At 63.7% G+C, this 26600-nt stretch carries 24 protein-coding genes; 9 read left to right on the top strand and 15 right to left on the bottom strand.

The window, feature by feature from the left end; translation table 11 throughout:
- Positions 1-29: 29 nt before the first annotated feature.
- The gene (locus ACWGTI_RS02690) at positions 30-854 is read right to left on the bottom strand and encodes a helix-turn-helix transcriptional regulator (protein WP_454585680.1); all 825 of its coding nucleotides are present in this window, start codon (positions 852-854) and stop codon (positions 30-32) included.
- A 221-nt stretch (positions 855-1075) separates the two neighbouring features.
- On the opposite strand from ACWGTI_RS02690, the gene ACWGTI_RS02685 reads away from it, so the two are divergent.
- The 5 genes from ACWGTI_RS02685 (at position 1076) to ACWGTI_RS02665 (ending at position 6846) form a co-directional block, all read left to right on the top strand.
- Positions 1076-2749 carry an ABC transporter substrate-binding protein gene (locus tag ACWGTI_RS02685; protein ID WP_454585679.1) on the top strand — a complete coding sequence of 558 codons (1674 nt, stop codon included), beginning with the start codon at positions 1076-1078 and terminating at the stop codon, positions 2747-2749.
- 105 nt (positions 2750-2854) lie between these two features.
- Positions 2855-3883 (top strand): ABC transporter permease, encoded by a 1029-nt coding sequence (locus tag ACWGTI_RS02680; protein ID WP_454585678.1) that lies wholly within the window; start codon positions 2855-2857, stop codon positions 3881-3883.
- On the top strand, positions 3883-4857 hold the full coding sequence (locus ACWGTI_RS02675) for an ABC transporter permease (protein WP_454585677.1): 975 nt from the start codon (positions 3883-3885) through the stop codon (positions 4855-4857). The genes ACWGTI_RS02680 and ACWGTI_RS02675 overlap by 1 nt, the downstream gene beginning before the upstream one ends.
- Positions 4847-5866 carry an ABC transporter ATP-binding protein gene (locus tag ACWGTI_RS02670; protein WP_454585676.1) on the top strand — a complete coding sequence of 340 codons (1020 nt, stop codon included), beginning with the start codon at positions 4847-4849 and terminating at the stop codon, positions 5864-5866. The genes ACWGTI_RS02675 and ACWGTI_RS02670 overlap by 11 nt, the downstream gene beginning before the upstream one ends.
- Complete coding sequence (locus tag ACWGTI_RS02665; protein WP_454585675.1) at positions 5863-6846, top strand: ABC transporter ATP-binding protein; 984 nt, start codon at positions 5863-5865, stop codon at positions 6844-6846. Before ACWGTI_RS02670 ends, ACWGTI_RS02665 begins: the two co-directional genes overlap by 4 nt.
- A 113-nt stretch (positions 6847-6959) precedes the next feature.
- On the opposite strand, the gene ACWGTI_RS02660 is transcribed toward ACWGTI_RS02665, so the two are convergent.
- The 5 genes from ACWGTI_RS02660 to ACWGTI_RS02640 form a co-directional block, all read right to left on the bottom strand.
- Positions 6960-7712, bottom strand: coding sequence for an SDR family NAD(P)-dependent oxidoreductase (locus ACWGTI_RS02660; protein WP_454586469.1), 753 nt, complete (start codon positions 7710-7712; stop codon positions 6960-6962).
- 48 nt (positions 7713-7760) lie between these two features.
- Positions 7761-8849 carry an AbrB family transcriptional regulator gene (locus ACWGTI_RS02655; protein ID WP_454585674.1) on the bottom strand — a complete coding sequence of 363 codons (1089 nt, stop codon included), beginning with the start codon at positions 8847-8849 and terminating at the stop codon, positions 7761-7763.
- A gap of 76 nt (positions 8850-8925) precedes the next feature.
- Complete coding sequence (locus tag ACWGTI_RS02650; RefSeq protein ID WP_454577225.1) at positions 8926-9234, bottom strand: putative quinol monooxygenase; 309 nt, start codon at positions 9232-9234, stop codon at positions 8926-8928.
- Positions 9235-9318: 84 nt separating this feature from the next.
- Positions 9319-10098: an SDR family NAD(P)-dependent oxidoreductase gene (locus ACWGTI_RS02645; RefSeq protein WP_454585673.1), complete on the bottom strand. Its 780-nt coding sequence runs from the start codon at positions 10096-10098 to the stop codon at positions 9319-9321.
- 74 nt (positions 10099-10172) lie between these two features.
- Positions 10173-10601 carry a DsrE family protein gene (locus tag ACWGTI_RS02640; protein ID WP_454577227.1) on the bottom strand — a complete coding sequence of 143 codons (429 nt, stop codon included), beginning with the start codon at positions 10599-10601 and terminating at the stop codon, positions 10173-10175.
- Positions 10602-10702: 101 nt separating this feature from the next.
- On the opposite strand from ACWGTI_RS02640, the gene ACWGTI_RS02635 reads away from it, so the two are divergent.
- Positions 10703-11806: a hypothetical protein gene (locus ACWGTI_RS02635; RefSeq protein ID WP_454585672.1), complete on the top strand. Its 1104-nt coding sequence runs from the start codon at positions 10703-10705 to the stop codon at positions 11804-11806.
- Positions 11807-12059: 253 nt separating this feature from the next.
- Here ACWGTI_RS02635 and ACWGTI_RS02630 read toward each other — a convergent pair whose 3' ends face one another.
- Positions 12060-13007 (bottom strand): cation diffusion facilitator family transporter, encoded by a 948-nt coding sequence (locus ACWGTI_RS02630; RefSeq protein WP_454585671.1) that lies wholly within the window; start codon positions 13005-13007, stop codon positions 12060-12062.
- Between the two features lie 4 nt (positions 13008-13011).
- Positions 13012-15216 (bottom strand): anthranilate synthase, encoded by a 2205-nt coding sequence (locus ACWGTI_RS02625; protein ID WP_454585670.1) that lies wholly within the window; start codon positions 15214-15216, stop codon positions 13012-13014.
- Positions 15217-15526: 310 nt separating this feature from the next.
- Here ACWGTI_RS02625 and ACWGTI_RS02620 point away from each other — a divergent pair, with 310 nt between their 5' ends.
- Positions 15527-16297 (top strand): isocitrate lyase/PEP mutase family protein, encoded by a 771-nt coding sequence (locus tag ACWGTI_RS02620; RefSeq protein ID WP_454585669.1) that lies wholly within the window; start codon positions 15527-15529, stop codon positions 16295-16297.
- A gap of 1 nt (position 16298) precedes the next feature.
- Here ACWGTI_RS02620 and ACWGTI_RS02615 read toward each other — a convergent pair whose 3' ends face one another.
- The 3 genes from ACWGTI_RS02615 to ACWGTI_RS02605 all read right to left on the bottom strand — a co-directional run bounded on the left by ACWGTI_RS02615 (position 16299) and on the right by ACWGTI_RS02605 (position 19409).
- Positions 16299-17354, bottom strand: coding sequence for a peptidase M14 (locus tag ACWGTI_RS02615; protein ID WP_454585668.1), 1056 nt, complete (start codon positions 17352-17354; stop codon positions 16299-16301).
- Between the two features lie 220 nt (positions 17355-17574).
- Positions 17575-18951, bottom strand: a complete 1377-nt coding sequence (locus ACWGTI_RS02610; RefSeq protein ID WP_454585667.1) for an FAD-containing oxidoreductase — start codon at positions 18949-18951, stop codon at positions 17575-17577.
- Positions 18948-19409 (bottom strand): DUF4126 domain-containing protein, encoded by a 462-nt coding sequence (locus ACWGTI_RS02605; RefSeq protein WP_454585666.1) that lies wholly within the window; start codon positions 19407-19409, stop codon positions 18948-18950. The genes ACWGTI_RS02610 and ACWGTI_RS02605 overlap by 4 nt, the downstream gene beginning before the upstream one ends.
- Positions 19410-19539: 130 nt before the next feature.
- Between ACWGTI_RS02605 and ACWGTI_RS02600 the strand changes: the two genes are divergently transcribed.
- Positions 19540-20097 carry a sugar O-acetyltransferase gene (locus ACWGTI_RS02600; protein WP_454585665.1) on the top strand — a complete coding sequence of 186 codons (558 nt, stop codon included), beginning with the start codon at positions 19540-19542 and terminating at the stop codon, positions 20095-20097.
- Positions 20098-20113: 16 nt separating this feature from the next.
- Here ACWGTI_RS02600 and ACWGTI_RS02595 read toward each other — a convergent pair whose 3' ends face one another.
- Complete coding sequence (locus ACWGTI_RS02595) at positions 20114-21109, bottom strand: helix-turn-helix domain-containing protein (protein ID WP_454585664.1); 996 nt, start codon at positions 21107-21109, stop codon at positions 20114-20116.
- A 127-nt stretch (positions 21110-21236) separates the two neighbouring features.
- On the opposite strand from ACWGTI_RS02595, the gene ACWGTI_RS02590 reads away from it, so the two are divergent.
- A complete protein-coding gene (locus ACWGTI_RS02590) occupies positions 21237-21875 on the top strand; it encodes a cysteine hydrolase family protein (protein ID WP_454585663.1) in 639 nt (212 codons plus the stop codon).
- Positions 21876-21939: 64 nt separating this feature from the next.
- Here ACWGTI_RS02590 and ACWGTI_RS02585 read toward each other — a convergent pair whose 3' ends face one another.
- The 3 genes from ACWGTI_RS02585 to ACWGTI_RS02575 form a co-directional block, all read right to left on the bottom strand.
- The gene (locus tag ACWGTI_RS02585) at positions 21940-23619 is read right to left on the bottom strand and encodes a formate--tetrahydrofolate ligase (protein WP_454585662.1); all 1680 of its coding nucleotides are present in this window, start codon (positions 23617-23619) and stop codon (positions 21940-21942) included.
- Between the two features lie 312 nt (positions 23620-23931).
- A complete protein-coding gene (locus tag ACWGTI_RS02580; protein ID WP_454585661.1) occupies positions 23932-25056 on the bottom strand; it encodes a DUF2333 family protein in 1125 nt (374 codons plus the stop codon).
- A 15-nt stretch (positions 25057-25071) separates the two neighbouring features.
- The gene (locus tag ACWGTI_RS02575; RefSeq protein WP_454585660.1) at positions 25072-26379 is read right to left on the bottom strand and encodes a DUF6638 family protein; all 1308 of its coding nucleotides are present in this window, start codon (positions 26377-26379) and stop codon (positions 25072-25074) included.
- Positions 26380-26600: the final 221 nt, after the last annotated feature.

The following is a 26600-nucleotide window of genomic DNA, read 5'->3' as shown; positions in this document are numbered from 1 at the left end:
GACGGGCAGGCGACCAGCTAGCAATAACATTAGTTTTGATGGTGCTGTCGCGCCAGGTTTTGGCCCTGGCTGATCGGTGCGAGCAGCCGGTAATGGGCCGCGAGCGCGATGGCGTGGAAGCGGTTGCGGGCGCCGAGCTTGCGGCTGGCGGCGTTGAGATGCAGCGTCGCCGTCGGCACGCTGCGGCAAATCTCATGGGCGATCTGCTTGGCTGTCAATCCGCATGCCGCCATGCTCAGACACTGGCGCTCCCGGGATGTCAGGTGGAAATACTGGCTTGTCCTCGTGCGCTGGTCGAAGCCGGCATAGACGCTGTCGTGGAACAGGTGGCCGAGGTCGCCAATGCCGGGCAACATGGCGTGCGCCTCGGTTTCGAAATCCGGTTCGGGGTCAAGGCGGATGGCGGTGAAAGTGGCGAGGTCGCCGCCGTCGAAGCGGATCGGGACCGTCACGCCGCAAGTCATCTTGGTGTCCATGAGGTAGGTCACCACCGGATCGTGCTTGCGCTGCAGGATGCGCCGCATGACCGGGCTCTGAGACCCCTTGTGCGACCACAGGAACGGCCGCGACACCGCAAGCGCCGCCTCCTGCACCGGATCGAGCTGATAGTAGCCGCTCTTGCACCAGAGGTCCTGCATGTCGGACGGCACATTGGCGAGTGCCATCAGCGACGGTGTGATCAGCTCGCCGTCATGGCTGACCGGGACCGGCGTATAGTCGTAGATCAGCGAGGTGAAGCCGGCCGGCGCAAGCACGCGCATCGCTGCCGCCATCGCAGCATCGATGCTCATCCCGGTGTGAAATTCACCTTCGAAATCGCCGGACAGGCCCTGCATGAACAAAAGCTTACTCACCCGCCAATGTTTGTCAAACAGGCATCTTCGCCAAATGCCCAACAAATGAGCAGGATGCGACCGCAGCCTGTTGCTTTCGATGGTTCGGAGGTCCAAAACTATCTTAATTCACAGCTATCCGGCCGGCTTTCGCGCGCCATAGGCTGTGAGCAATGGGTCACGATCCCCCGACGCCCGCCATTTGGCGTTCGTCCCCCGCTTTCCCCAAGAGGAGCAAGACGATGCGATCCCGGAAGGTTTTCAGCGCAATGATGGCCGGTGTCGGCCTGGCCGGCCTCATGCTGATGGCGCCCATGGCAGGAGAGGCGGCACAAGAAGGCAAGGTCGGCGGAACGCTCAAGCTGCTCGCCAATGCGGCGGCCGGCACGATCGACCCGCACATCAACTACACGCTGCAATATTTCCAGATCAATTACATCGTCTATGACGGGTTGGTGACCTTCCGCAAGACCGGTGACAAGACTGGCTTCGAAGTGGTCGCGGACCTCGCCGAAAGCCTGCCTAAGCCGGAGGACGGCGGCAAGAAATACGTCTTTGCCCTGCGCAAGGGCATCAAGTTCTCCGATGGATCGGATCTGACGACGGCCGATGTCGTGGCGTCGTTCCAGCGCATGTTCAAGATCAGCGGTCCGACCACGGGCACGCTCTACAACGGCATCGTCGGCGCCGACAAATGCCTCAAGACGCCGGCGACCTGCACGCTGGAAGGCGGCGTCGTGGCCGACGAGGCGGCAAGCACCGTGACCTTCAATCTGGTGGCGCCAGATCCCGACTTCCTGCAGAAGATCTCGATCCCGCATGCGGCAATCCTGCCAGCCGAGGCACCGCTCAAGGATTCAGGCACCGTGCCCATTCCCGGCACGGGGCCCTACATGATCGCCAGCTACGATCCCAACAGTCTGCTCAAGATGGTGCGCAATCCGAACTTCAAGGAATGGAGCAAGGAAGCGCAGCCGGCCGGTTACCCCGACGAGATCGACTATGGCTTCGGGCTCACCGACGAGGCTGCGATCACCGCGGTGGAGAACGGCCAGGCTGACTGGATGTTCGATCCGCCGCCGGCGGACCGGCTCGCGGAACTGGGCACCAAATACGCCAAGCAGGTGTCCGTGCATCCGCTGACAGCGATGTGGTACGCGCCGATGAACACCAATCTGGCGCCGTTCAACGATGTCCGCGTGCGCCAGGCCGTCAATTACGCCATCGACCGCTCGGCAATCGTCAAGCTGTTCGGCGGCAGCAACCTGGCGCAGCCGTCCTGCCAGATCCTGCCGCCTGATTTCCCGTCCTACGCGCCCTATTGCCCGTTCACCGCCAATCCCGGCGCAAAATGGTCTGCGCCTGACCTGGAGAAGGCCAAGGCCCTGGTCGCCGCTTCCGGCACCGCCGGCCAGGAGGTGACGATCATCACCGAAGACACCGAAGTGTCGAAATCGATCGGCGTCTATCTGCAGGACGTGCTCAACGGACTGGGCTTCAAGACCTCGGTCAAGCCGATCTCGCAGAATCTGCAGTTCACCTACATCCAGAACACCAACAACAAGGTGCAGATTTCGATCTCGCAATGGTTCCAGGACTATCCTGCGCCCTCCGACTTCCTGCAGGTGCTGTTCAGCTGTGCCTCGTTCACCCCTGGCTCGGACGCCTCGGTCAACATTTCCGGCTTCTGCGACAAGGCAGTCGACCAGAAGATGGCGGAAGCCCAGGCCGCCACGGTCACCGATCCGGCCAAGGGGGCGGAGCTGTGGACGGCCGTTGACAAAGCGGTCACCGACGCGGCGCCCGTGGCCGTGCTGTTCACGCCCAAGCGCGTCGACCTGGTCTCGCCGCGGTTGAAGAATTTCGTCTTCAGCCCGCAATTCTACTGGATCATGAGCCAGTCCTGGGTTGAGTGATCCGACACATTCGATCCGCGGCGGAGGATGTCTCATCCCCGCCGCGGTTGCTTTTCCCGCCGATCGGTGCACTTTGAAGTCCAAGCCCCTGAAATTCGTACGATCATGGACGCTATGAGTGCCGGGCAAGCGCTGGTTCGGAGTCGTCGTGGCGCCGAGGGGCCATGGCGTACGGCGTGGCGCAAGCTCAAGAGCGATCGCGCCGCCATCATCGCCTTCGCCGTGCTGATGCTGATCGCTTTCGCGTCGCTGGCCGCACCCGTTTACGCCAGCTATGTCTCGCAGACGAATCCCTTTGTCACCAATCTCAATGGTGAGGTTGTCATCGACGGTGTCAACAAGGCGGTGCTCGAGCCGTCGACCGAAGGTCTGGGCCTCGGTTTCACCCCGCTCGGACCGAGCTGGGAATTCGGACCCTATATGCTGGGCGCCGACAATCAGGGACGCGACGTCGCCGCACGCCTGCTTTACGGCGGGCGCAATTCGCTGCTCATCGCCGGTGCCGCGGCGCTGATATGCCTCGGTCTCGCGACGGTGCTCGGCGTCGTCTCCGGTTTCTTCGGCGGCCTTGCCGACACCTTGCTGTCGCGCATGCTCGATGTGCTATGGGCGTTTCCGATCTTCCTGCTGGCGATTTCGCTGTCGATCGTGCTGATCACGCAAAGCATCACCATCGGGCCGGTCGAAATCCGCTCGGGCAGTCTGTGGCTGCCGATCTTCATCATCGGCGTCGTCTATGTGCCCTATGTCGCCAGGCCCATTCGTGGCCATGTCCTGTCGCTCATGCAGGCCGAGTTCGTCACGGCGGCGATCGGCATCGGCGCCTCGCCGTGGCGCATCCTGCTCTACGACATCCTGCCCAATGTGATCACCCGGGTCATCGTCTTTGTGCCGCTCATCCTGGCGCTGAACATGATGACCGAATCCTCGCTATCCTTCCTGTCGATCGGTGTGCAGCCGCCCGACGCGAGCTGGGGCACCATTATCCAGGACGGGCAGGGGTTGCTCTATTCGCGCCCGATCGTCGCTTTGGCGCCGGGTCTGGCCATCGTGATCACCGTCCTGGCCCTCAACATTCTGGGGGATGGCGTGCGCGACGCACTCGACCCGAAATCCTCGATCAGGGTCGCCTGATGCTGGCGGCGCTCGTTTCCAGGCTGGGTCAGATGGTGCTGGTGATGTTCGGCATCAGCGTCGTCGCCTTTCTGATCTTTTTCGCCACCCCCGGCGCCGACCCCTCGGCGCGCATTGCCGGGCGCAACGCCTCGCAGGAGACCCTCGTGCAGGTGCGGCATGATTTTGGTCTCGACCGGCCGCTGCCTGTCCAGTACGGGCTGATGATGGAGCGGCTGTTCATCAGCCGCGATCTCACGTCCTTCGTCAATCGCGGCCAAAAGGTCGTCCCGACGGTGCTCGAGGCGATCCCGATCACCTTGTCGCTGGTGCTCGGCGCTGCAGTCTTCTGGGTGCTCGGCGGATTGATCGTCGGCGTCGTCGCCGGAGCGACGCGCGGCACGTGGCTCGACCGGACGCTGATGATCCTCAGCCTCATCGGCGTATCGATACCGGTCTTCTGGCTTGGCGAGGTCGCCAATCTGGTCACGCAGAGCCGCTGGCATGACAGCTGGCTGTTCTCCTGGGTGCCGCCGCTCGGCTACATCGCCTTTAGCGAAGACCCCTGGGGCTGGTTCAAGGCGCTGGTCATTCCCTGGTTCACGCTGGCCACCCTCTATATCGGCCTTTACGGCCGGGTGCTGCGGGCCAGCATCATCGAGACCATGCAGGAGGATTTCATCCGCACCGCGCGCGCCAAGGGCATCGGCGCGCGGCGGGTGCTGCTCAATCATGGCCTGAGAACCTCGCTTGTCGCCTTCGTCACCATGTTCGGGCTCGATTTCGGCGCCCTGGTCGGCGGCGGCGCCCTGCTGACCGAGGTCGTCTTCGGCCTGCAAGGGGTCGGCAAACTCACTTATGGGGCCTTGCAGACACTCGATCTGCCGATGATCCTGGCAACCGTCATCTATGCCTCGTTCTTCGTGGTCATGGCCAATTTCATCGTCGACGTCGCTTTTGTTTTCATCGATCCGAGGGCCAGGGATGCCCACTGAAGCGCCGCTGCTGGTTGTCGAGAACCTTTGCGTCTCGTTCCGCACCGAGGACGGGGTGGTGCCTGCAGTCAGCGGTGTCTCGTTTTGCGTCGAGCGGCGGGAAATCGTCGGCGTCGTCGGGGAAAGCGGTTCGGGCAAAAGCCAGACGCTGCTTGCCATCATGGGGCTGATCAGCAATCCCAACGCCGTCGTGACCGGGTCGGTTCGCTTTCTCGGCCAGGAGTTGCTGGGACTGAAGCGCCGGGCTCTCGACGCCGTTCGCGGCCGGCAGATCGCCATGATCTTCCAGGATCCGATGACGGCTCTGACGCCGGTCCACACGATCGGCGACCAGATCATCGAGCAGATCCGTGCGCATGAGAGCCTGTCGCGCAGTGCCGCGCGCAAACGGGCAGTGGACCTGCTCGACGCGGTTGGCCTGCCCAGCCCTGAAAGCGCCATCGGCCGCTACCCGCACCAGCTTTCCGGCGGCATGCGCCAGCGTGCCGTGATCGCCATGGCGCTGTCGTGCAATCCGGTGCTGTTGATCGCCGATGAGCCGACGACAGCGCTCGACGTGACGGTACAGGCGCAGATCCTGGAATTGATCGGCCGGCTGCGCGACGCGTTCGGATCCGCCGTGATCCTGGTCACCCATGACCTCGGCGTGGTCGCCGATGTCGCCGACCGCGTCATGGTGATGTATGCCGGGCGCGTTGTCGAGGAAGGCGGTAAAGGGCAACTCTTTCGCGAGCCGCTTCACCCCTACGCATGGGGCCTGTTCGGCTCGATCCCGCCGATGCACGGCCCGCGTCCTGCCCGCCTGGCGGCCATCCCCGGCAGCCCGCCGAAACTGAGCCAAATGCCGCAAGGCTGCGCCTTCGGGCCGCGATGCACGTTCCGCCATGAGGCCTGTTCAGGACTGCCTTCCCTCGGCGGCGCGGAAGGGCACCGGTCGGCCTGTTTTCTTCCGCAGGACAGCCGGCAGGAATTGCGCCGGACGCTGGCCGGCAGGGCCGTGCCGGCATGAGTCAGACCAAGCCGTCGCCACTGGTGCGGACCAGCGATCTCTCGAAACACTACCGGGTGGCGCGCTCGCCTTTTCAACGGCTGACCGTCCATGCCGTGGAGCAGGTGACGCTCGACATTTTTCCGGGCGAGACGCTTGGCATCGTCGGCGAGTCGGGTTGCGGAAAATCAACACTGGGACGCTGCCTCGTCCGGCTGACCGAGATCACTTCCGGGGCGCTCGAATTCGAAGGCCGGGACATCACAAGGGCGTCGCAACGGCAGCTTCGTCCGATACGCCGCCAGATGCAGATGGTGTTTCAGGATCCGGCCGCCTCCCTCAATCCGCGCCGGCGCGTCGGCGATCTTCTGGCCGACCCGTTCCGCGTCCACGAAAAACTGTCGCGATCGGAAATGGCGGATCGGGTCGAGGACCTGCTGCTTCGCGTCGAATTGCTTCCCGAACACGCGCAGCGTTTCCCGCATGAGTTCTCGGGCGGACAGCGCCAGCGGATCGGCATAGCACGCGCGCTGGCGCTGCGGCCGCGGCTGATCGTTGCCGACGAACCGGTGTCGGCGTTGGATGTATCGATCCAGGCGCAGATCATCAACCTGCTTTGCGACCTGCGCGACGCGCTCAACCTGACCTATGTGTTCATCGCCCACGACCTCTCGGTGGTCAGGCAGTTCGCGTCGCGGGTGGCGGTGATGTATATGGGCTCGATCATCGAGACAGGACCCGTCGACGCGGTCTTTTCAGCGCCGCGGCATCACTATACCGCAGCGCTCCGCTCTGCGGTGCCGGTCCCCGACGTCGACAACCGGCCGGGCCAGCGGATCGTGCTGAAGGGCGATCTGCCGAGCGCGCTCGACCCACCGTCAGGCTGCCGTTTCCATACACGCTGCGTGGCGGCGACCTCGGTCTGTCGCCACGAACGTCCCGTTCTCTCGGTCGCCGGCAAGAACCATCTTGTCGCCTGCCACCATCCAAGGACAGGCTAGAACGGTTCACCGTTTCACGGAAATGGCGATCCGCTTAACTCCTTATTTTGACGCAATTCCGGACGGAAAACCGTCCACGCTTTTCCTGGAATTGCTCTGGAGCGGCTCGCGCCTCAGTAGGTCGCGCGGCCGCCGGACAGGTCGAAGGTTGCGCCAGTGGTGAAGGAGTTTTCGTCCGACAGCATGAAGGCGATCATGGCGGCCGCCTCTTCGACTTCGACGAAGCGGCCGCGCGGCACCTTGCCCAGCATATAGGTGACCTGGGCCTCGGTCAGCTGTTCGAGGATGCGGGTGCGGGCCGGCGACGGCGTCAGCGCGTTGACGGCGATGTCGTGGCCGGCCAGTTCCTTGCCGAGCGATTTGGTCAGCGCAAGCACGCCCGCCTTGGCGGCGGAATAGGCGGCGGCGTTGGGATTGCCTTCCTTGCCGGCCACCGAGGCGACGTTGACGATGCGGCCGTAACTGCGCGCGATCATGCCGGGCACCAGGCGCTTGCAGCAGTAGAAAACGCCGTTGAGGTCGATGTCGATGATCTCGCGCCAGGCGGCGGGCTCATAATCCACCACCGTCGCCGCCGGCCCGGCGATGCCGGCATTGTTGACGAGCAGTTCGGCGGGGCCGAGCAAGCGCTCGGTTTCGGTCGCGGCGCTGTCGACGGCCTCGATCAGCGATTGATCGCACAGCAAAGCCTCAATCCGGCCGAGCGGGGCGAGTTCGGCGACGGCGTTCTTCATCGCAGCCTGGTCGACATCCCAGATGGCGACGCTGGCGCCCGACGACAGCAGGCGCCGCGCGACCGCGAGGCCGATGCCTTGCGCGCCCCCGGTCACCACCGCGACACGGCCTGAGAGATCGACGGCATTCATGCGACGGTTCATGGGCAATTTCCTCTTCCCGGATCTTTGAATTCGTATTCAGTCCCTGACGGCTCTCGCCACCAGCCGGGCTATGCTCGGCCCGGCGATGAGCACGACCAGGAAGCGGGCCGACTGCAGCGCCATGACGAAGGAGATGTCGACGTTCTGCGCGGCGGCGGCGATGATGGCGACGCTGTCCATGCCGCCGGGACTGGTTGCGAGATAAGCGGTCAGCGGATCGATGCCGAGGACATGGCTGATCAGCCAGGCCATCCCGCCGCAGAAGGCTATCAGCACCACGATTGAGGCGACGATCTGCGGTAGCGCCCGTGTCGCATGGCGCAGGATCGCCAGGGTGAAATTCAGGCCAATCGACCAGCCGACCATGCCATAACTCAGCGCCAGCAACCATTGCGGCAGCTGCATCGTCACGCCAAAGCCGAGATGGACGATGGTGCCGAAAATGAAGGTGCCGAGGAAGAAGGGGGAGGGCAGCCGGCAAAGCCGGCCGGCCAGACCACCGACCAGCGCCACGCCGAGCGTGGCGGCAAAGGCCGTGGGTTCGATAGCCGGGAACCAGACGATGGCGGGCACCTCGATGCCAGACGTGTCGACCCACGTCTTGGCGACCAGGGCTGCCGTCATCGAGACGAAGATGACGCGCAGATACTGCATGAAGGCGACGAGGCGCTGGTCGGCGCCAAAGGCGCCGGCCATCAGCACCATGGCGGTGGCTGCACCCGGCGATGAGCCCCAGACCGCTGTGGTGCCGGGCAGGATGCGCCAGCGGCTGATCAGCCAGCCGAGCAGGCTGGACGCCGAAAGGGTCGCCAGCACCACGACGAGGAACAGCGGCCATTCCTTGTAGAAGACCGAAAAGATGTCGGCCGAGATCGACGCCGCGACCAGGCAGCCGACCACGGCCTGGGCGGAGGCAAAGACGGGGCGCGGCACGCGCACGGTGGCGCCGTTGGTGCCGGCAAGGATCGCCGCCAGCATCGGGCCGATCAGCAGGGCGGCGGGCAGTGCGGCGTATTCCAGCGCGCCAGCGAACAGCAGCGAGAAGATCAGCAACACCAGCCACTGCCGAAGCGGACGCATGCGCGTCATGCGTTCGATGGCCGGCTGTTCTGGCGAGGAATCCATATCAGGTCTTAGACTTGGAGAAGAATGATGCGAACCCCGCCGAGGAAAACTCGAAAACCGCGTTTGCTTTCGAACATCACTCGTTCTTGACGGCGGGCAGGCCGAAACCCCCGACCGGATGGGTCTCGATCTGGAACTCGAAGCCGGAGATGAAAGGCCGCGCCTTGGCGATCGCCGCCTGGACTTCGGGCAGTTGCAGCGATGCCTTGTGGCTGGCCTGATCGGTCCACACTTCGGTGACCCAGATCGCGTCGGCGTCGGCCGGGTCGGTGGCGATGATGTAGCTCAGGCAGCCGGGGAGGGCGCCGGTGCTCTCGCGCAAAACGCCCATCATCGCGTCGCGCTGGCCGCGCGCCGCCCGCATCTTGCCGATCAGTCCGTACATTGCCTTACGTCTCCCCTTGCTTCCAAACCGCTGAAACTTCGCACAACATGCATGGGTTGCGAGACGCAGTATGCAATTGCCCGGTCAAGGCATCAACTGGCCACCGTTCACCTCGATGACCTGGCCCGTGATGTAGCCGCTCAGGAGATCGGAAGACAGGAAGAGATAGGCGCCGACGCAGTCTTCAGCGGTGCCGGCGCGTCCTTGCGGAATGGTGGCGACCATGCCCTTCATCTGTTCGTCGGTGGAATAGCGCTCATGGAATGGCGTCGCTATAGTGCCGGGCGCCACCGCGTTGACGCGGATACCAAAGCCGATCAGCTCCTTGGCCATGCCGCGGGTGACGTTGGAGACGAAGGCCTTGGCCGAGCCGTAGAGCCCGGCGCCGCCACCAGCGCCATTGCGCGCGGCGATCGACGAGGTGTTGACGATGAAGCCGCCCTGTTTCTTCAGCCATGGCATCGCCTTGCGTGACGCCGTCAGCACCGAGCGGGCATTAAGATCCATCACCGCGTCGTAATGCGCCTCGGTCTGCTCGGCATAGGGCACGCGGCCAAGCATGCCGCCGGCATTGTTGACCAGCCCGTCGAGCCGGCCGAAATGCTCAGCGCTCTCCTCTACGACGCGCTCGACATCGGCGGCAGCTGAGAAATCGCCCTGTGTCAGGAACACCTCGCCGCCGCCGTCGCGGATGGTCTTGGCAAGCTTCTCGGCCGCCTCGCGGCTCGAATTGTAGTGCAGCGCGACACGGCTCTTTTGCGCGGCATAGGCAAGTGCCAGGGCAGCGCCTATGCCGGTCGAGGCGCCGGTGACCAGCACCGCCTTGCCGGCAAGATCGGGGATGACGAGGGTGGCCGCGGTCATGAGCACTTTTCCTTCGGGATGTCAGGCCTCCCTTCGTAGGCTCTCATGGCCTTCACGTTCAAGCCTGTGGCGGCTCAGGGCCTGAGATAGGCGTAGCCCTGACGTTGCAGTTCGGCGAGCTTGACGACGCCGCCCTTGTCGGCGGCGTGGAAGCCGTCGAGCAGGTCGGCAAGGGTGATCTCCATGCCTTTCATGGTGTTGCCGCAAGCATGCGGCTCGAGCCCTTGGCCGACAAGGCCGGCGAAGCGGCCCGAAATCGCCGCCGATATGCCCTTCGACTTGAAGGCGGCAAGGGCAGGGCCATGCACGACCAGCACGATTTCCACATTGCCGCCGGTGCCATCATAGTGGTTCTTGATGTTGCCGAGCACGAAATTGACCTTGTCGACATCGCTGAGGTGATAGGCCACCTTTGGCTTTTCTTCGGCTGCTGCCGCCTGGTTCAACCCGAACAGGCCGGCAGCGCCGGCAAGGCTGGCCCGGAACATGTCGCGTCGGCGCATGGCATTCTCCCCGGCTTGACGCTCACCGCAAATTGCGTGGCTGTGGCCACGATACTAGCATAAATTGACGTTACGTCCTGTCGATGCGAGGAGGGGGTCCAATGGCATTCAGGGTAGGGGAATGGAAGAGATTTGTCGGCGCCGGATTTGGAATTGCGCTGCTCGGTTTGCTGGCCGGCACCGCCGTCGCTGACGACGCGCTAAAACTGGCTGAACTCAGCCCGAACGGCGCCGATGCCTGTTTCGGCCGGGTCTATGACGCAGCCCACCTCAAGGCACATCCGAAGCAGAAGGTGGCGCGGATATTCTTCCTGTATGGCCATGATCCGGTGAGCCGTCCGAATGAGGAGCCGACGGCAAACGCCGATACCTCTTACAATGGTTTTCTCACCACCACCGTGCGCGGCGCCAAGACGCCGCAATGGGCCGGCGGCTGGTGCAATCATGAATCGGAGGACGGCAAATCAGGCCCGATCCGCTGCGGCATGGACTGCGACCGCACCATGGCCTCGTTGAAGCTCGACGACAAAGGCCGCCTGATTCTCACAAATGTCTCCTCCGATCTCTATCTAGCCGCTGGGTCGGAGGACGAACTGGGCGAAGCCGAATATGACCGGCAGGCGCTGGGCTCGGAGGACGACAATTTCCGCCTCGACCCCATGCCAGCCGCAACCTGCAAGGCCGAATTCGCCAAGATCGATCCGATCGATCCGGCGCTTGGAACTCCCTTGCGCGAGCGGCTGAAGCCGGATCAGCCTTTCTGCTTCGGGCGCGACTACGATGCCGCGCATCTCTCCTCTCATCCCGACCAGGTGACGCAGTCGATCCGCGTCTTCCGCGGACCGGTCGAACTCGCCTCCTTCGCCTCAGGCGGCGATGTCGCCAACTGGCCCGACGGCGCCGATATAGCCGTTTCGGTGACCACCAGGAAGAACGGCGCCAAGGTCACGCAGATCTATTCCTGCCAGGGCGAGGCCGACCAGTGGCGCTGCGCGGCCAATTCAAAGATGAGCAATTTTTCGTGCGACATCAGCCAAAAGGAAATCTACCTCAAGCGTGGCGCCAACGGCACCATGATGCTCGCCAACCCCAACAGCAGCCTGGCGATCGTCGATTTGTGCTCGAAGGCGGCGGACGGCAAGACGAAGTCGGACGACAAGGTCTACCGGCTGGAGGCCATGCCGCAGTCGGCTTGTTCACCGTGAGCCCCGCGCTTCGTCATCCTAGGGCGGAGCGACGCGAAGCGGAGTGCAGACCCTAGGATCCATGCCGTGACGCTGGCCGAAGAATGCGGCGACGCAGAACAGTTGCGCTGTTACAACGACCGGCTCTCAAGAGCTTGCACCGTGGCGGCTCTCTGATGTCTCGGCATGGATCCTAGGTCTGCGCCGCGTCGCTTCGCTCCTTGCTTCGCCCTAGGATGACGAAGTTAAGCTGGCTCAGCCAATCTCCAACGTCTCAGGCGAACGGCACCGCCGTCGTGCCCTTCGGCAGCTTCGCCTCGTCATCCGGTTCGACATGGATGGTGACGCGCACGGACGGGATTTCGGCTTTCAGCGCGTCCTCGATGCGGTCGCAGATGACGTGGCTGGCGCCGACCGTCATGTCGGCGTCTACGACCAGATGGAACTCGATGAAGGTGGCGCGCCCGGCAATGCGGGTCTTGAGGTCGTGAACCTCCAGCGCGCCCTTGCAGTTGGCCGAGATGATGTCGCGGATGTGCATGTGCTCCTGCCGATCGACGGCTTTATCCATCAGCCCGTTCATCGAAGAGCCGATGACGTGCCAGCCCTGCCACAGGATGTTTAGCGCAACGAGGACGGCAAGCGCCGGATCGAGGATCTGCCAGCCAGTCAGGATTGCGCCGACGAGGCCGCCGAACACGCCGATCGAGGTCACCACATCGGTCATGATGTGCTTACCGTCGGCAACCAGCGCCGGGGATTTCGCAGCCCTGCCGGCGCGGATCAGCGTCCAGGCCCAGAAGGCGTTGATGACGGTGGCAACGCCGTTGATCGCAAGACCTTCCCAAGGCTGTTCGAGTGGCGCCGGCGTCTGCCAGGAGCGCCAGACCTCGTTGAGGATCAGCAGTGCTGCAAGCACGATCAGCACGCCTTCCAGCACAGCCGAGAAATACTCGGCCTTGTGGTGGCCGAACGGATGGTCCTGGTCGGCCGGCTTGTAGCTGACCTGGATCGCCCAATAGGCGGCGGCCGACGCAATGACGTTGACGATCGATTCCAGCGCATCCGAATAGAGCGCGACCGAGCCGGTGATGTACCAGGCGGCAAGCTTCAGCGCGAGCACGACGCAGGCGACGACGATCGACCAGAAGGCGAGCACGGCTACCCTTTGCTTGGCCGCCTCCTTCGCCGCGATCGCCGTCACCCTGTCAGTTGCGGCCATACGGTTAGGCCGCCTTTTCCTTGGCGCTGCGCGGCAGGTGCGCAACGATGTTCTCGATGATGCGCATGCCGGCGTTGTGGCCGAGCGTCATGATCGATTCCGGATGGAACTGCACGGCGGCGATGGGCTCCTTGCGGTGCTCGAAGGCCATGATGACGCCGTCCTCTGTCTCGGCGGTGACAACGAAGCCGTCGGGCAGCCGTACCGGATCGGCAAAGATCGAGTGGTAGCGGCCTACGGTGACTTCCTTGGGCAGGCCGGAGAAGATGATGCCGGGCTTGGAGACGCGGATCCGCGACGGCTTGCCGTGCATCGGCACATGCAATTGCCTGAGCTCGCCGCCATAGGCTTCGGCCAGCGCCTGCAGACCGAGGCAGACGCCGAAGATCGGCAGGTCGCGGGCCCTGGCCTTCTTGATGGTCGCGGCGCAGTCGAAATCCGTCGGTGTGCCTGGGCCGGGCGACAGCACCACGAGATCCGGTTTCAGCCGCTCGAACACTTCCTCCGGCACTGGCGTGCGCACGGTCGAGACATTGGCGCCGGTCTGGCGGAAATAGTTGGCCAGCGTGTGGACGAAGGAGTCCTCGTGGTCGACGAGCAGGATGTTGATGCCGTCGCCGACGCGCGCGGTGGCGCGTTCTGTGCCGGCGGCATTGCCTGATTTGGCGTCGCGGATGGCGGAGAGCATGGCGGATGCCTTCAGTTCGGTTTCGGCTTCTTCTTCCTCGGGGATGCTGTCGAAGAGCAGCGTGGCGCCAGCGCGCACCTCGGCGATGCCGTCCTTGATGCGGATGGTGCGCAAGGTGAGGCCGGTGTTCATGTCGCCGTTGAAATTGACCATGCCGATGGCGCCGCCATACCAGGCGCGCGGGCTCTTCTCGTTCTGCTCGATGAAGCGCATGGCCCACAGTTTCGGCGCGCCAGTGACGGTGACCGCCCAGGCATGCGACAGGAAGGCGTCGAAGGCGTCCATGCCCTCACGCAAACGGCCTTCAATGTGATCCACCGTGTGGATCAGGCGCGAATACATCTCGATCTGGCGGCGGCCGATGACGCGCACCGAGCCCGGATCGCAGACACGCGACTTGTCGTTGCGGTCGACGTCAGAGCACATGGTCAGCTCGGATTCGTCCTTCTTGGAGTTGAGCAGTTTCAGGATCTGCTCACTGTCGGAAATGGCGTCGTCGCCGCGCTTGATGGTTCCGGAGATTGGGCAGGTCTCGACGCGACGGCCGTTGACGCGCACGAACATCTCCGGCGAGGCGCCGATCAGATACTCGTTTTCGCCGAGATTGATGAAGAAGGAATAGGGCGACGGGTTGATCGACTTCAGCTTGCGCGAAATCTCCGAAGGCTGCGTCTCGCAGCGCTCGTAGAACATTTGCCCGGGCACGACCTCGAACAGGTCGCCGCGCTTGAAGGAGTCCATCGCCTTGCGCACCAGATTGGCATATTCGCCCGGCTCATGGTCGCCGCGCGGTGGGATGCGGTCAGCGGTCTTGAACGGCTCGGCGATTTCGTCGCGAGGCAGTCCCTCTGTCGAAAAACCCTCGCCGGAATAGTCGTAGCGATCAGTCCAGGCCTTGGTCGAATAATGGTCGACGACCAGGATCTCGTCGGGCAGGAACAGCACGAGGTCGCGCTGGCTCTGCTTGCGGTCCAGCTTGTAGTCGACCGGATCGAACTGGAAGGCGAGGTCGTAGCCGAAGGCGCCGTAAAGGCCGAGATTGGCGTCTTCCTCGGTCTTGAACAGAGCGGTGATGGCGCGCAGCACGGTGAAGACGGAGGGAACGCGGCTGCGCTCTTCCTCGGTGAAGACCCGACCGGGCTTGGCGACGTCGAGGCGGATCAGCTTTTTCGAGCTTTCGGTGATAGTGACTTCGCTCAAGCTGGCGAGCGCCTTGCCGATCACCGGCAACAGCACCTCGCCTCGGCTGTTCAGCGCCTCGATGCGCATGGCGCGGCCGCGCGCCGAGATCACCAGCGGCGGGTCGATGATGGCCGTATCCCAGCGCGTGTAGCGGCCGGGATACTCATAATTCGAGGAAAACACGGCACCGCGGCGCGAATTCAGCCCGTCGACATAGGCGTCGATCGCGCCGGCATAGGGCTTGTCGTGGCGCTCGCGGGTGATGGTGACGCCACCCCCGGTCACGAAGCGTTCAGCGCCGTTTTCCAGAACCTTTATCGTCGTCATTGCCGTCTCCATCTGGCTTGTTGGGCAACGGACCCGGAACTGGCTTTGAAAAAACAAATGGCCGCCCGGACATTCCGTTGCGGCCACCTTCTATTTTCACGCGCACGCGTTCGAACAGGCCGCTGTCAGCGAGCCCACCACCAAACGGTCTTGATCGAATGCATGTTCATGGGCGAAATCCATAGCGGCGAAAAGCCGGATGCGCAACAGGTTTGAAACGGCTGTTCGTGGCCGCCGCTTCCGCAGCCCATGGCACATCGCCAGAGCTGGCGGTCCTGCCTAGACTATTCGTCCAACATCGAGAAAGACGGGAAAGACAGCAATGACCGACCAGATCGAGCGCGCACGCACGTTCCATGCCCTCCATGTCAAGGGAAACCCCATCGTTCTCTACAATGCCTGGGATCCGGGCTCGGCCAAGATCGTCGAGAAGGCGGGCGCCAAGGCCATCGCGACGGGAAGCTGGCCCGTGGCGGCCGCCTTCGGCTATGCCGATGGCGAGAAAATCCCGCTGGAGCTGGCGCTGGACAACATCAAGCGCATCGTGGCTGCGGTCGACCTGCCGGTGACCATGGACCTTGAAGGCGGCTATGGCGTCGAGCCGGAGGCCGTCGCCCAGACCGTGACACGTGCCCTGCAGGCCGGCGCCGTCGGCTTCAATTTCGAAGACCAGATCGTCGGCGGCGCCGGCCTGCACGACATCGCCGTACAGGTGAAGCGGATCGAGGCGGCAGCGGCGGCGGTCAAAGCGTCTGGCATTCCGGCCTATATCAATGCCCGCACCGACATCTTCCTCAAGGCAAAGCCGGATGCGCATGACAAGGGTCTTCTCGACCAGGCGATCGAGCGGGCGAAGGCCTATGAAAAGGCCGGCGCGAGCGGTTTCTTTGCGCCGGGCCTCGGCGATGAGGGGTTGATCGAAGCGCTCTGCAAAGCGACGGCGCTGCCGGTCAACATCATCGCGCTGGCGCATGTGCCGCCGCGCCAGCGGCTGGCTGAACTCGGCGTCTCCCGCATCAGCCACGGGCCTGTGCCTTACCGGCAGATGGCCGAATGGCTGGAGGCCAGGGCGCGGCTGGCCATCTCTGGTTAGGTCAGTCTTCCAGCGTCCCGGACCTTGCGTCGGCGCTCTTCTTGTCGCCGACCAGCTTCAAGAGATCCTCGCCTGCGCGGATGATGCGGCGCGAACGGCGGGTCAGGATGACGCCGTCCTGCGGCGCCAGCACTTCGGTGTGGCCGCCGACCTCACCGGGTGCATGGACGATGGTGGCGAGGCGCGCGCCCTTGGCGACGCGGTCGCCGGGCTTGACGTCGTAGAGGATCGCGCCGGCCCGGGGCGCCGGCATCATGTCGATGTTTTCCAACGGCGCGACGAAGCCGGCGAAGCTGCCCGGCACGGGCAGGGCAGGATCGGCGATCACGCCGCGCGCCACCAGCAGCTGGTAAAGCCCTTCGGCATCGGATGCGGCGAGCGCGCCGTCGACGTCGAGCATGCCGCGATATTCGACCGTGGTGGCGACGCGGCGATCGAGCTTCGCCACGCCGGCGGGGACGTTCTGGTAGGGCATGATCGTGGCGCCCTCGAAGGTGCCGTCAGTATCTTCGCTCCACAGCACCACCGCATCGATACCCATGGCGGCGGCGCAATCGGCCATCGCCGGCCACAGGCTGCTGTGGACGTAGAGATAGGCTAGTCCTTCATCGTCGCAATGCAGGTCGAGCACGATGTCGTGGCCGATCGAAAGCTGTATCAACCGCGTCTTCAACTGCTGGTCAGCGGTGCCGAGGGTGGTATCCGGCAACAGCGTCACGTCGGGCGCGGCGAGCAGTGGAAAGCCGCGGTTGAAATTGTTGCGGGTGCCGAGATTGAAGCGGCCCTGATGCTCACCGAAATGATATTGCGCGCGGCCGATCGGGTTGGCCCAGGGCACGACCGTGATGTTGCCCTTGATGCGGCCTTCAGCTTCGGCCTTGGTCAGCGCCGGCATCAACGCGTCGATGGCGACGACACCCGGCAATTCACCGGCGTGGAGTGCCGCCTGCAGATAGGCCGAAGGTGCGGCCTTGTCGGCGCCGGCAAAGCGGAACACCGGAAATTCGTAGGAAACGCCTTCGGTGTCGCCGACGATGCGTTCGATCGATTTCTGCATGGGATGCCTCCAGGACAAGAGGCGGAACACATGCACCTTTGCCGAAGGGCTGTCGATTGGTCCAGACTACGCCGCTATGGGCGCAATGCGATCATTCAGCGGCAGCCGGAACGGTTGCCACAGCAGCTGACCGTTCGAGCGCCTGAGAAGCCACGCCGGGCGCGATGCACATCGCTGCAACGCACCAATCAAGAAAGTGCTGAGGTTGACGCAGCCGGCCTCAGGCCAGCGGCTTCAGCTCCTGGGCGATGGTTGGCAACAGCTCCGAGACGTTGGGATGGATGTGCACGGCGCGCGCCAGCGTGTCGACAGGCGCCTTGGCGTACATCAGGTCGAGCACGCAGTGCACCGCCTCGTCGCCGCCCGGGCCGAGCACCGAGCAACCAAGGATCTCTCTGGTGTCGGCGTCGACCAGGATCTTCATGAAGCCTTGCGTCTCGCCTTTCTCGACGGCGCGGCCGACGCGGGTCATCGGCCGCTGGCCGACCAGGGCCTTGCGCCCGGATTTCTTCACCGCAGCCTCGGTCATGCCGCAACGCCCGAGCGGCGGATCGATATAGAGCGCATAGGCCTCGATGCGGTCGCTCACCTTGCGCGGGTCGTTGTCGAGCAAGTTGGCGGCGACGATCTCATAGTCGTTGTAGGAGGTGTGGGTGAAGGCGCCCTTGCCGTTGCAGTCGCCCATCGCCCAGATGCCGGGCACGCTGGTGCGCAACTGATCGTCGACAGTGACGAATCCGCGCAGATCGACCGCGACGCCGGCCTTGTCGAGGCCGAGATCGTCGGTGTTCGGGGTCCGGCCCAGCGCCAGAAGCACATGCGAGCCGACGGCCGGCGGCTTGCCGGCCGAGAAGGTCACGGCGATGTCTTTGCCCTGTTTGGCGAAACGGATGTCGTCGGCACCGACATGGACGGCTATGTCTTCGTTCTTGAGGATCGACAGGATGGCCGCCGACACGTCCTCGTCCTCGCGGCCTGTGAGGCGGGGGCTCTTTTCGATGACGGTGACTTCGGAGCCGAAGCGGCGAAACATCTGCGCGAATTCGAGCGAGATGTAGCTGCCGCCGACGACAATGAGGTGACGCGGCAAGACGTCGAGATCCATCATCGAGGAGTTGGTGAGGTAGTCGATGTCGTGGATGCCGGGTAGATCCGGCACCGAGGCGCGGCCGCCGGTGTTGAGAAAGATTTTCTCGGCGGTCAAAAGCTCGTCGCCGACGCGCACCGTATAGGCGGATTCGAAACGAGCATGGCCGCGATAGAGCGTGCAATTGTCCATGCCGGCGATCCAGTCTTCCAGCCCGGTGCGGGAGGCGCCCGACACCTTATCCTTGCGCGCCTTGATCGCTTTGTAGTCGACGGCGACGGGCCCGCCGAGCGTCACGCCATAGTCGGCGGCGCGGCGAGCGAGATGCGCGGCATAGGCGCTTGCCACCATCGTTTTGGTCGGAATGCAGCCGGTGTTGACGCAGGTGCCGCCGACGAGCTTGCGCTCGATCAGCGCCACCTTCATGCCAGCCGCGTTCAGCCGGCCGGCGAGCGGAGTGCCGGCCTGGCCTGCACCGATTACGATGGCGTCGAAGGTCTTTGCCGTCATGCCACAGCCGCCACGATCAGCAGGCCGCCGACGACAGCGACAGCGTCCTCGATGAGGGCGGCAGGCAAATCCTTGCCGAAGGCGGCCGCCAGCCGGCCGCGCGCTTCGGCGCCGGCATATGTGCCAATGACGGCGCCGATGGCGCCGGCAACCAGGCCGCCAATGGTGGAACCGGCGGTGGCGCCGATCACCGCACCGGTGAAGGCGCCCATGATGATGCGTGCGCCGAATTGCTGCGGCACTTTACGGCTTGGCGTCGACGGCAGCTGGTCGGTGATGAGTTCAACGATGGCAAGGATGGTGAAGATGCCGACGGCGGCCCAATGGCCCATGAAACTTGCCCAGGCGCCGGCGACCGGGAGCCAGCCGAGATAAGCGCCCCAGGCGACCGCAGCGGGCGCGGTCATGGCGCGAAGACCGGCAATGATGCCGATCAGAAGTGCAAGCAGATAGAGCATGGTCGATCCCCTCAGTGCAGAACCTCGGACGGTCCGCGCGGCAAGCTAGCATAGGCCGGGGATTTGGACAGCGGGCTTTTCCCCGGATTAGGATTGTGCTTTGGCAGGAGATCAAATCGGAGGCGTGGCCATGTCCGCAAGCGAACGCGCGAAGATGATTGCAGGCCAATGGTACACCTGCATCGACGATGAGCTCGAGGCGCTGCGGGTGGTCGCGCGCGATGCGGTGTTCGAGCACAATTCGCTGCCGCCCCGGCAGCGTGGCAACATCGGTCCAGCGCTATCGGCGCTGCTCGGCGGCGTGGGCGAGGGCGCCCGCATAGAGGCGCCCTTCCACTGCGCCTACGGGCTCAACATCCATCTCGGCGCAGGCACCTTTCTCAATGCCGGCTGCACCATCCTCGACACTGCGCCGGTGCGCATCGGCAAGCGGACGCTGCTTGGACCTCATGTGCAGATCTACTGCGCCGAGCACCATAAGGAGGCTGCGGGCCGGCAGACGGGGCTGGAGATCGCCAGGCCGGTCACCATCGGCGGCAACGCCTGGATTGGCGGCAGCGCCATCATCCTCGGCGGCATCAACATCGGCGATGGCGCCATCGTCGGCGCCGGCGCGGTGGTGACGCGCGACGTGCCGGCAAATACCACGGTGGTTGGCAATCCGGCGCGGGCGGTCAAGCGCGGCTGAATCCTTCGAAGGGCGGTCAGTGCGAAGCCACGCGCGCCACACGTTCATCCGGACCGGTTCGCCGCGAGAATTCACGCCGGTATTGCGCCGGTGACGTCTTGAGCCGCGCTGAAAAATGCTGGCGCAGCGAGGTGGCGCTGCCGAAGCCGGCCTCGAAAGCCACCATGTCCATCGATTTTTCCGTCGCCTCCAGCAGCCGTTGCGCGAGTTCGATGCGCTGGCCGGCCAGCCACTCGCCAAAGCTGGTGCCGATCGATTTCTGGAAACGGCGGGTGAAGGTGCGCCGGGTCAGGCCGGCGGCCTCGGCGACACGGTCGAGGCTGTGTGTTTGGCCGAGCGTTGCCCGCACCGAGTCGAGCGCCTGGGTGAAGCGGTCGGTTGCCGGGGTTTTCGCCATCGGGCGCTCGATAAATTGGGCTTGCCCGCCCTGCCGGTGCGGCGACAGCACGATGTGCCTGGCCAGCCGCAGCGCTATCTCCGCGCCATAGCGGGCGCGCACGATGTGCAGGCAGCAGTCGAGCCCGGCGGCGACACCAGCCGAGGTGACGATGTCGCCATCGTCGACATAGAGCACGTCGGCGTCGACTTCGATGTCGGGATGCAGCGCCTGCAACCGGTCGGTGGAGGACCAATGCGTGGCCGCCCGCCGGCCGGCGAGCAGCCCAGCGGCGGCGATGGCGAAGGTGCCGAGACAGAGGCCAACGATCAGCGCGCCGCGTCGGTTTGCGCGCGTAAGCGCTTCGAGGAGCGGGGTGGGGAGCGGGGCGTCGAGATCTTTCCAGCTCGGAATGATAACGATGTCGGCATCGTCGAACGCGGGGAGCCCATGCGGCACCGCGATCGTCAGCCCGGCATCGGTGTGGATGGGCCCATCGTCGAGCGCGCAGACGCGAAAGTCGAAACGCGGCAGGCCGAGCTTGGTGCGGTCGGTGCCGAAAACCACGCACGGCACGGAGAGGTGGAACGGGCTGATGCCGTCAAAGGCGAGGACGGCAATGATCGGATCGGTCATGAGCGTTTCCAGCAAGCGAAAACGGATTGTCCCAATTCTTTCGAATGATGTCAATCGGGCCACTTTTGACAGTCGGGCGATCGGCCTATTTTCGACCTGTCCCATTCAAGCCCGAAAGGAAAACACCATGTCCGCCAACATCACGCCACGCCGCGCACTCATCGTCATCGATGTCCAGAATGATTATGATGGCGGCAACCTCGCCATCCAGTATCCGCCGTTCCGCGACAGCGTCGTCAACGTGGCGCGGGCCATGGACGCTGCTACTGCCGCCGGCGTGAAGGTGGTGGTGATCAAGCAGATGGCGCCCGAGACCTCGCCCGTCTTCGCCAAGGGCAGCCATGGCGCCGAATTGCATCCCGAAATCGCCAGGCGTAAGCGCGACCACTATGTCGAAAAGACCCTGCCAAGCGCCTTTACCGGTACGGATCTTGAAATCTGGCTGCGCGCCAACGCCATCGATATGATCACCGTCATCGGCTACATGACGCATAATTGCGACCTGTCTACCGTGATCCACGCCGTGCATATGGGCTTCGCGGTGGAATTCCTGTCCGACGCCACCGGCTCGCTGCCCTATGCCAACAGCGCCGGTTATGCCTCGGCCGAAGAGATCCACCGTGTGGTAAGCATCATTCTGCAATCACGCTTCGCGGCCGTGCTCAAGACCGCCGAATGGATCGATTGCCTGAAGACAGGTGCCCTGTCCGAACGTGACACGCCCTATGCGTCCAACCAGCGGGCGCTGGCGCGTAATGCGGCTTAGTTCTCAGGAAACAAAAAAGGCGCCGCATCGCTGCGGCGCCTTTTGATTGTCGAGATGAAAGATCTCAGAACAGGCCTTCGATCTGGCCGGCTTCGTTGAGGAAGATCTTTTCCGAGGATGGCGCCTTGGGCAGGCCAGGCATGGTCATGACCTCGCCGCAGATGACGACGACGAAGCCGGCGCCGGCCGAAAGCCTGACCTCGCGCACCGGCACGGTGTGGCCGGTCGGCGCGCCGCGCAGGTTCGGGTCGGTCGAGAAGGAGTATTGGGTCTTGGCCATGCAGACCGGCAGGTGGCCATAGCCGGCCTGCTCCCAGGCATGCAGCTGGTCGCGCACCGACTTGTCGGCAATCGCTTCCGAGCCGCGATAGATGCGTTGGACGATGGTGTTGATCTTCTCGAACAGCGGCATGGCGTCGGGATAGAGCGGGGCGAACTGCGAGGCGCCGGATTCGGCCAGCGCCACCACCTTGTTGGCGAGATCCTCGATGCCGGCGGAGCCATGGGCCCAGTGCTTGCACAGGATCGCTTCCTCTCCCATCGAGGCGACATAGTCCTTCATCGCCTGGATCTCGGCGTCGGTGTCGGAATAGAAGTGGTTGATGGCAACCACCGCCGGCACGCCGAACTGCCTGATGTTTTCGATGTGGCGTCCGAGGTTGGCGCAGCCCTTCTTCACCGCCTCGATGTTTTCCTTGCCGAGGTCTTCCTTCTTGACGCCGCCATTCATCTTCATGGCGCGCACGGTGGCGACGATAACCGCCGCTGCCGGCTTGAGGCCCGCCTTGCGGCACTTGATGTCGAAGAATTTTTCGGCGCCCAGGTCAGCGCCAAAGCCGGCTTCGGTGACGACATAGTCGGCGAGCTTCAGCGCCGTTGTGGTTGCGACGACGGAGTTGCAGCCATGCGCGATGTTGGCGAACGGGCCGCCATGCACGAAGGCCGGGTTGTTCTCCAGCGTCTGCACCAGGTTCGGCTGCATGGCGTCCTTGAGCAGCACCGCCATGGCGCCGTCGGCCTTGAGATCGCGGGCATAGACCGGGGTCTTGTCGCGGCGGTAGGCGACGATGATGTCCCCGAGGCGCTTTTCAAGATCCTTCAGGTCGTTGGAGAGGCACAGGATCGCCATGACTTCGGAAGCGACGGTGATGTCGAAGCCGGCCTCGCGCGGAAAACCGTTGGCGACGCCGCCAAGAGAGGCGATGATTTCGCGCAGAGCGCGGTCGTTCATGTCCATGACGCGGCGCCAGACGACGCGGCGGGTGTCGATGCCGAGCTCATTGCCCCAGTAGATGTGGTTGTCGATCAGCGCCGACAAAAGATTGTGCGCCGTGGTGATGGCGTGGAAGTCGCCGGTGAAGTGGAGATTCATGTCCTCCATCGGCACGACCTGCGCATAGCCGCCGCCGGCCGCACCGCCCTTGACGCCGAAATTCGGACCGAGCGATGCCTCGCGGATGCAGACGATCGCCTTCTTGCCGATGCGGTTCAAGCCATCGCCGAGGCCGACGGTGGTCGTCGTCTTGCCTTCGCCTGCCGGCGTCGGGTTGATGGCGGTCACCAGGATCAGCCTGCCGTCCTTGTTGCCCTTCACCGACTTGATGAACTCTGCCGAGATTTTCGCCTTGTCGTGGCCGTAAGGCAGCAGATGCTCGGTCGGGATACCGATCTTCTGGCCGATCTCCTGGATCTGCTTTTTCTTGGCGCCACGCGCGATCTCGATGTCGGACTTCACTTCGGCCATGACGGCTTTCCTTCGGATTGGACGGTGGAGGGGACGGGTTTGATCTCACTCGCAGGCATGTTGAACCCGGGCGCGGGCATGTTCTAACCCTGTCGCTGCCGCGGCGTCAACTTGCATGCAACTATGTTTCCTATGAAGAAAGTGTCTCCGCGGCCGGGCCGACCTGTCGCCGGTTCTTCCTGGCTCCATTGCCGCGCCGTATAGAAGCCAGAGGACGAGACATTGCGCCGTCTCAAAACAGCCGCGCAATGCACGGAATGCGACAGAGGCGACGGCGCAAATTTGCCATCGCTGCTGGCGTTGCGATAAGCGCTACTGCGTCAGAACGTTGCTGATCTCGACCATGTTGGAGCGCACGCGAAGCACGTAAAAACCCATCGTCGTCAGATGGGTCGGCATGATCCAGCCATCCTCGCGGCCATTGGCGATGATGAAGGGCTGGATGCGCAGCGCCGAGACGAATTGGGCGTCCATCGTGTCCCACAGATTGCCGAGATGCTTTTCCTTGATCACGTCCTCGAAGTCGGCCTGGGCGCCCTTCATCAGGCCGTAATAGGCATAGAGCTGGCCATAGGCGAACCAGAAGCGGTCGTCGGCGCGGAAGTCGAACCAGCCATTGTTGTGGTTTTCGGCGCGCTCCTTGAGGATCGCCGAGGTCGAACCGATGTCGGAGGAGATGCGGTCTATATACTGCTTCAGATTGTCGGCACGGGCGTCGAACGTCGCCTGGCAGGTGGCCAGGCGGGCGTTGAAGGAGCGCAGCTTGTTGACGGCATCGCGATAATAGCTCGGCGTCGGCGTCTTCGGTCCGAACGGGTTCAGGCCGAAATACCAGGTTTCCTCGTCGAACTGCAGATTGCCGCGCGCATCCTGCAGATCGGCGTCGATCTGCGATGTCGTGCGCACGCGACCGAGATTGTCGGCAAGCTCGGTGGCGGTGCGCCGCACCGCCTGGTTGATGCCGCGCTGGAACGAGGCCTTGTTGTCCATGAACGGCGTGTGATCCCAGTCGACGCCGAACAGGCCGAGCTTGTAGAGGATCATCGACGAGACCCAGGCATTCTGATTGACGTTGAAGTCGGTAAGGTCGGCCGCCACCTGGGCGATGCCCGAATTGCCGCAGGTCTTGGCGGTGTCGGTGCCGGCGCCGGCCGCGACCTGTTCGCCGGCGGAAATGTTGCGGTTCTCGAAGGTGTATTTGTCGACGTAGTTGGGATCGAACTTGTTCCACCACTGGGTGGCGTAGAAGAAGTTGGCGTAGAGGCCGATCAGCACCAGAAGCGCCAGGCCCACCACCGCCTTCAGGATCCAGCCGCGCTGCGTATACCAGCGCCCCGCCCACATGAAGGGCCACAGGACCACGCCGATGGCGAGGCCGATGCCGCGGCCGATCCATTGGAAGATGCGGGTGAAGAAATTCACGATCGGATCAAGCATGGCTGTTTTCACCCCTCAATCAGTCAGGCCATAAAGACGGGTGCGAAACGCCACCTTGTCTTTCAAATATGTGGTTTTCAGAACGTCCACAACATGCGATCGCCAGGCATCGCTGTAGCCGTCATAGTCCTTGTAGAAGCCGGGCTTGTTGAAGACGTAGCGCGAGACGAAGTCCTGCGGCACGAAATCCGAGATCAGCTCGTTGGTCAGCCATGCATCGGGATGGTCGGGCTTGCCGCGCACGACCAGGAAGCGCTGGCGCGGCGCGACATCCTCGATCTTGAGATGGCCGAGCTGGGCGATCTCGCGCTTGGCGGCGTTGAGGAAGGGGAAATTGCCATCGCTGGTGATCAGGTCGGCATGGCCGTGGATCCAGGTCTGCAGCCAGACCTTGTCCACGTCGGTCAGATTGCGGTTCGGCTCAGTGTCGCGGATCAGCGATCGCACCACCATCTCGGCGCGGTGCTCGAGATAGCCCGAGCTTTCGACCCATGACGCGCGCGGCAGTTCGATGCGGCCGGTGCTGGCCAGGAACTTGAACACCTTGTCGGCATCGTTGATCGAGAGGTAGCTGACCTGCCAGGGCCGCGAGCGGCGAAAGCCGGGTGCGGCCGGATCGCCGATGACCGTCGTCATATCGGAATCGACGAAGACGTAGACGCCGCCGAAATGGCTGGTCCAGTAGGCGTTGTGGCGGAAGATCACCTGGTCGGGAACCAGCGCGTTCTCTCTGATGTCGCCGCAGACCTTGGCGAGATCGACCATACGGGTCAGCATGGCATTGTCGCGCCAGGCGTCGGGCTCCTGCTTCAGCCGGTCGACGAGCTTGCCGAGCTCGGCCGCCTTGCCCAGAACGTCCTCGGCCGACAGCACCTTGAACTCGACCTGGCTGATCGACAGCAGATCCTCGATGTCGTTGACCAGCGGAACGGAATCCTCGATCTCGCCGTAGATGACGTCCTTGATGGTCAGCGCGTCGATGGCGCGCTGGTTCTTGGACATGAACTCGAACATCAGCTGCGAGGTGTTGGAGAAGGCGGTGTGCACCACCGGCAGGTCGATCTGCGACGGCGTCAGGATGATGAAGCGGCGATTGACCTCATTGGGATCGAGGTAATTATAGTCGCCGCATTCCTCGGCGATCTCGGGCGAGAAGCCGGTGCGGTCGATCTGGAAACTCTTCAGCTTGGTCGGCTTCAATCCGAAGGCGACAAGCGCCTTGTTGTAGCGCTGGATGAGGTGCGTCTCGTCGACGGTGAGCAGCCGGCCGTAGATCAGCTCGTTGTCGCGCAGGAGGTCGGGTTTTTTGGCGGGATGGATCATTCTTCCTTCTCCCCGTTGACGGGGAGAAGGTGCCCGAAGGGCGGATGAGGGGCGGCGCAGCCTTCCCTTCTCCCCGTGTGGGAGAAGGTGTCGCCGAAGGCGACGGATGAGGGGTGTTCCAGGGAACGCCAGCGTCTCACTCCGCTGGAACACCCCTCATCCGTCTCGGCGCTATCGCGCCGATCCACCTTCTCCCACAAGGGGAGAAGGGGAGGTCGGCG

The organism is Mesorhizobium sp. ArgA1, assembly GCF_053714375.1.
The sequence above is the reverse complement of the archived record's forward strand: the minus strand, read 5'-3'. Positions and strand labels throughout refer to the sequence as shown.

Coding starts and splice junctions, on each gene's coding strand:
- ACWGTI_RS02685 (WP_454585679.1), top strand. CDS start 1,076: ATGCGATCCCGGAAGGTTTTCAGCGCAATGATGGCCGGTGTCGGCCTG.
- ACWGTI_RS02680 (WP_454585678.1), top strand. CDS start 2,855: ATGGACGCTATGAGTGCCGGGCAAGCGCTGGTTCGGAGTCGTCGTGGC.
- ACWGTI_RS02675 (WP_454585677.1), top strand. CDS start 3,883: ATGCTGGCGGCGCTCGTTTCCAGGCTGGGTCAGATGGTGCTGGTGATG.
- ACWGTI_RS02670 (WP_454585676.1), top strand. CDS start 4,847: ATGCCCACTGAAGCGCCGCTGCTGGTTGTCGAGAACCTTTGCGTCTCG.
- ACWGTI_RS02665 (WP_454585675.1), top strand. CDS start 5,863: ATGAGTCAGACCAAGCCGTCGCCACTGGTGCGGACCAGCGATCTCTCG.
- ACWGTI_RS02660 (WP_454586469.1), bottom strand. CDS start 7,712: ATGAATGCCGTCGATCTCTCAGGCCGTGTCGCGGTGGTGACCGGGGGC.
- ACWGTI_RS02655 (WP_454585674.1), bottom strand. CDS start 8,849: ATGGATTCCTCGCCAGAACAGCCGGCCATCGAACGCATGACGCGCATG.
- ACWGTI_RS02650 (WP_454577225.1), bottom strand. CDS start 9,234: ATGTACGGACTGATCGGCAAGATGCGGGCGGCGCGCGGCCAGCGCGAC.
- ACWGTI_RS02645 (WP_454585673.1), bottom strand. CDS start 10,098: ATGACCGCGGCCACCCTCGTCATCCCCGATCTTGCCGGCAAGGCGGTG.
- ACWGTI_RS02640 (WP_454577227.1), bottom strand. CDS start 10,601: ATGCGCCGACGCGACATGTTCCGGGCCAGCCTTGCCGGCGCTGCCGGC.
- ACWGTI_RS02635 (WP_454585672.1), top strand. CDS start 10,703: ATGGCATTCAGGGTAGGGGAATGGAAGAGATTTGTCGGCGCCGGATTT.
- ACWGTI_RS02630 (WP_454585671.1), bottom strand. CDS start 13,007: ATGGCCGCAACTGACAGGGTGACGGCGATCGCGGCGAAGGAGGCGGCC.
- ACWGTI_RS02625 (WP_454585670.1), bottom strand. CDS start 15,216: ATGGAGACGGCAATGACGACGATAAAGGTTCTGGAAAACGGCGCTGAA.
- ACWGTI_RS02620 (WP_454585669.1), top strand. CDS start 15,527: ATGACCGACCAGATCGAGCGCGCACGCACGTTCCATGCCCTCCATGTC.
- ACWGTI_RS02615 (WP_454585668.1), bottom strand. CDS start 17,354: ATGCAGAAATCGATCGAACGCATCGTCGGCGACACCGAAGGCGTTTCC.
- ACWGTI_RS02610 (WP_454585667.1), bottom strand. CDS start 18,951: ATGACGGCAAAGACCTTCGACGCCATCGTAATCGGTGCAGGCCAGGCC.
- ACWGTI_RS02605 (WP_454585666.1), bottom strand. CDS start 19,409: ATGCTCTATCTGCTTGCACTTCTGATCGGCATCATTGCCGGTCTTCGC.
- ACWGTI_RS02600 (WP_454585665.1), top strand. CDS start 19,540: ATGTCCGCAAGCGAACGCGCGAAGATGATTGCAGGCCAATGGTACACC.
- ACWGTI_RS02595 (WP_454585664.1), bottom strand. CDS start 21,109: ATGACCGATCCGATCATTGCCGTCCTCGCCTTTGACGGCATCAGCCCG.
- ACWGTI_RS02590 (WP_454585663.1), top strand. CDS start 21,237: ATGTCCGCCAACATCACGCCACGCCGCGCACTCATCGTCATCGATGTC.
- ACWGTI_RS02585 (WP_454585662.1), bottom strand. CDS start 23,619: ATGGCCGAAGTGAAGTCCGACATCGAGATCGCGCGTGGCGCCAAGAAA.
- ACWGTI_RS02580 (WP_454585661.1), bottom strand. CDS start 25,056: ATGCTTGATCCGATCGTGAATTTCTTCACCCGCATCTTCCAATGGATC.
- ACWGTI_RS02575 (WP_454585660.1), bottom strand. CDS start 26,379: ATGATCCATCCCGCCAAAAAACCCGACCTCCTGCGCGACAACGAGCTG.